This is a genomic window from Acetivibrio ethanolgignens (assembly GCF_001461035.1).
Lineage (GTDB): Bacteria > Bacillota > Clostridia > Lachnospirales > Lachnospiraceae > Velocimicrobium > Velocimicrobium ethanolgignens.
This window is the reverse complement of sequence record NZ_LNAM01000030.1, coordinates 1-3,997: the sequence shown is the minus strand read 5'-3', so window position 1 is coordinate 3,997 and position 3,997 is coordinate 1. Positions and strand designations below refer to the sequence as shown.

At 37.1% G+C, this 3,997-nt stretch carries 6 protein-coding genes; all 6 read left to right on the top strand.

What is annotated here, in order from left to right:
• Positions 1 to 215 precede the first annotated feature (215 nt).
• The 6 genes from ASU35_RS02735 (at position 216) to ASU35_RS19620 (ending at position 3,944) form a co-directional block, all read left to right on the top strand.
• Positions 216 to 428: a hypothetical protein gene (locus ASU35_RS02735; RefSeq protein ID WP_058351566.1), complete on the top strand. Its 213-nt coding sequence runs from the start codon at positions 216 to 218 to the stop codon at positions 426 to 428.
• Positions 429 to 432: 4 nt separating this feature from the next.
• Complete coding sequence (locus ASU35_RS02730) at positions 433 to 1,503, top strand: site-specific integrase (RefSeq protein WP_058351565.1); 1,071 nt, start codon at positions 433 to 435, stop codon at positions 1,501 to 1,503.
• Entirely contained in the window at positions 1,503 to 1,865 is a 363-nt protein-coding gene (locus ASU35_RS02725; RefSeq protein ID WP_058351564.1) for a plasmid mobilization protein, read from the top strand. Before ASU35_RS02730 ends, ASU35_RS02725 begins: the two co-directional genes overlap by 1 nt.
• A 113-nt stretch (positions 1,866 to 1,978) precedes the next feature.
• On the top strand, positions 1,979 to 3,016 hold the full coding sequence (locus ASU35_RS02720; protein WP_242861185.1) for an AAA family ATPase: 1,038 nt from the start codon (positions 1,979 to 1,981) through the stop codon (positions 3,014 to 3,016).
• A 322-nt stretch (positions 3,017 to 3,338) separates the two neighbouring features.
• Positions 3,339 to 3,689: a plasmid mobilization protein gene (locus ASU35_RS02715; RefSeq protein ID WP_423229965.1), complete on the top strand. Its 351-nt coding sequence runs from the start codon at positions 3,339 to 3,341 to the stop codon at positions 3,687 to 3,689.
• Between the two features lie 30 nt (positions 3,690 to 3,719).
• Positions 3,720 to 3,944, top strand: coding sequence for a plasmid mobilization protein (locus ASU35_RS19620; protein WP_058351562.1), 225 nt, complete (start codon positions 3,720 to 3,722; stop codon positions 3,942 to 3,944).
• Positions 3,945 to 3,997: the final 53 nt, after the last annotated feature.

Below are 3,997 nucleotides of genomic sequence, written 5' to 3'. Positions count from 1 at the left end.
TCTGAAAAACATATCAAAATCTTTTTCAAAAAGTTCTTGACATATCACCAGAATGCTATACTTGACAACCTATGTACATTACACAAAATATACCATATCGTATATAAAAAATCAAATATGAATTGAAATAAACGGTTGACAATAAAAAATAATAGGAATATAATCACATAAAGCAAAAACGTATATAATCATTCAAAAATGAAAGGAGAAATAATATGAATACACAGGAAAAAACTTACGTTACTGCTTCTGAACTTGCCGAAACCCTTGATATTTCAATGGGAAAGTCATACAAGATAATTCGGCAGTTAAATAGCGAATTGGCAAGAGAGGGTTTTATTACCGTAGCAGGTAAATGTCCGCGTCGTTACCTTGAAAAGAAGTGGTATGGTTATGGCGTATCGGAAAAAGCGGTAAAGGAGGAATAGCATTATGGCTGCAAAGGCAGAGAAAGACCCTAAGACTGGAAAATGGCTTATTCAATATCGTTATACTGATTGGCAGGGTAACAGGAAAAAGTCAATGAAGCGGGGCTTTAAGACCAAGAGAGAAGCAGAAGAATGGTTGCAGAAATTTCTTGCAACAAAACAGGCAGACTTTAATATGCTTTTTGAGGACTTTTTGAAAATCTACTATGCGGATATGGAAACGCGGTTACGGGAGCATACCATGAGGACGAAAAAATATGTTTTCGATTTAAAGGTTCTTCCGTATTTCGGAAAAATGAAAATGAACGAAATTACAGCGTCAGATGTTCGTAAATGGCAGAATGAGTTGATAAAACAGGGATATGCACCTACTTATCTTAAGACGATAAACAATCAGCTTGCGGCATTGTTCAATTATGCAGTGCGGTATTATGATTTATCCAATAATCCGTGTAGGAAAGCAGGGAGCATTGGAAAAGCGAAAGCCGAAGAAATGAACTTTTGGACAAGGGAAGAATTTGACAGATTTATAGACGCTGTTATGAATAAGCAACAGGCTTATATGGCATTTATGACATTATTTTGGACAGGAATGCGTATAGGTGAATTGCTTGCTCTTAATGTAGCCGATGTAGATTTTGAAAAGCGTACTATCAGCATTACAAAATCTTATCAGCGCATGAGCGGCAGGGATGTAGTTACAGAGCCTAAAACATCAAAAAGTAAGCGTATTATTACTATACCCCAATTTCTTGTCGTTGATTTGCAGGATTATGTGAGCAGTATGTATGGCGCACAGGGAGAGGACAGGCTTTTCCCAATTACCAAATATTTTTTGGAACATGAAATGCAACGAGGAATTAAGGAAAGCGGTGTAAAACGTATTCGTATTCATGATTTGAGACATTCTCATGCATCAATGCTTGTGGAAATGGGCTTTTCTCCGTTGGAAATTGCAAACAGGCTAGGGCATGAAAAAATTGAGACCACATTGAATACCTATTCTCATTTGTATCCGAATAAACAGGAACAGCTTGCGGATAGGCTTGATACACAGTATAGAGAGGGACTTTAATGAGTGGATTAGATAAAAATAGGATACGAAATCAAACAGTATGTTTTCGGGCAACGGCAGAGGAACGACGACAGATAGAAGCGCGTATTGCTGTAAGTGGTATGCCGAAAGGGCAGTTTTATATTCAATCCCTGCTTCATCAAGAATTAAATATTGTGGTTGGAAAATATCAAAGTGACCGATTAAGTCTTGAAATTCGCCGTTTAAGAGAGCGGTTGGACGAAATACCGCAACAGGACAAGGATGCCTTGTATGAGCCGTTAACGGAGTGTAAAGCACTTCTGACAGAGCTTGTAGATTTGATGAAAAAGAGTGAAACAGAAACAACAGTAACAATAGAGGACATTCTTACGGAAAAATAAAAGCCCTTGTATCTGCAAATACAAAGACTTTTCTGCTGTGATAGATACTTTTGTGACTACTAATATACTATCATGGCAGGTCTCCGATTGCAATAAAAATATGGAGGACTGAAATGAGTGAAAACACAAATAAAGCAAATTTAATGCAGGATAAAGATGAAAAAGTAAATGGGTTAAACCCGAAATCAATGGAAGAAATATTCGATTTGGTTTATCAAAGCCGTCGTCCTATTGTAAAGGGAATGATATATGCGGGAGCATATTTGTTTGTTGGTGCACCGAAAATTGGCAAATCTTATTTTATGATGCAGTTGGCGTATCATGTTAGTATGGGATTACCCCTTTGGAGTTATGAAGTGAAAAAAGCCACGGTTTTGTATTTGGCATTAGAGGATGATAACCGTAGAATACAACAACGATTATATCAAATGTTTGGTGTAGAGGAAGTGTCGGATAATTTGTTCTTTTCTACTGAAAAAATTGCATTGTCGGGACAGTTGGAAAATGAAATTGAATTGTTTTTGAAAGAACATAGGAACACAGGGCTGATTATCATTGATACATTGCAGAAAGTAAGAGGAAATGAAAGCGATACATTAAGTTATGCCAAAGATTATGACACTGTAAGTAAGCTGAAAGAAATTGCTGATAGAAATGATGTGTGCATCATGGTTGTTCACCACACACGTAAACAGCAATCTGATGATGCCTTTGATATGATTTCCGGAACAAACGGGTTAATGGGGGCGGCAGACTGTTCCATGATACTCCACAAGGAAAAACGTACAAGCAATAAGGCGATTTTGGATATAACGGGGCGAGACCAAACAGACCAAAGAATATATTTGAAGCGTGATGAAGAACGTCTGATATGGGAATTTGAAAAAAGCGAGAGTGAATTATGGAAAGAAAAGTCCGACCGACTGCTTGAAAAAATCGCAGATTTTATTACTTCTAACAATGGAGAGTGGAGCGGTACGCCTACGGAACTTGCAAAAATATTGGCAGGAGATATCCAACCTAACGCACTTTCTATGATGTTGAATGTAAGAGCGGGAAAACTATTTGAAGAATATCAAATTTGTTATGAAAAAGGACGTAACCATAGTGGAAGATATATAAAACTTTCTTTATGTGAAAAGAAAGCGTGACGACTGTGACAGCCGTGACGGTCGTAGATATAGCCGTCACGGTTGTCACGGCTGACACGACCGCAGGTGATTTTTTCTTTTATTGCTTGAAAGATAAGCAGTAAAGGAAAAAGAAAAGGGCGGGATATGCTTCAAATTCAATATTAGCAAGCATAGGAAAATGTAATGCCACATTTTCCACTTGCCAGTGGGGTTGCACCCCCCCTAAAACCCCTGCTTCGGTAGTCTACTTTAGCGATGAATTTAAAGTTACTTTACCATGTAAATTATACTGTTATCACCGTGATAAAATATGAGCAAAAATTGGAGAGGATAATATAATATAAGTGAAAATAATCGACCAAAAGAAAGAATAGTTGGCGTACGCTTATTGCCCGAGGAAGCAGAAGTTTTACAGGTAAAAGCAAAAGAAGCTAATATGTCAAAGGCAAGATTTTTGAAGAATGTAATTTTACAAGGGGGTGCGTATGAAAAAACAAATTTTACGGCAGAAGATGCAGGAAAGTTACAATATGAAATTGACAAAATAGGAAACAACATAAATCAGATTGCCGTTCGTACAAATGATAGTTCCAATATAGATGAAATTGACTTTTCAAGATTAAAGGATAACTACATGGAGTTACTGTCTGCTTTTTATGAATTTATACATGGAAAAGGGGAAGTAAATTGAGTATCGGGGTATGCAAGGAGCGATAGACATATGGGGACGGATAATAGAATACGAAAACACTATTTTAGCATGCGTTTACACGAAAATGAGGATGCTTTACTTGAAGCAAAAAAGGATGAAGCGAACATGACAAAATCAGATTACTTGCGAAATGTGATTTTGTTTGCGCCCGCAGGAGAACGCGCTCATTATTTTGCTGATTTTGCAGAGGAAATATGTCAAAAGCTAAATGAAATTGGAAATAGAATTACCTGAATCCGTGAAGTTCAATGCAAGTCAACCTATTAAAAGCCAGTATTTTCTAATGT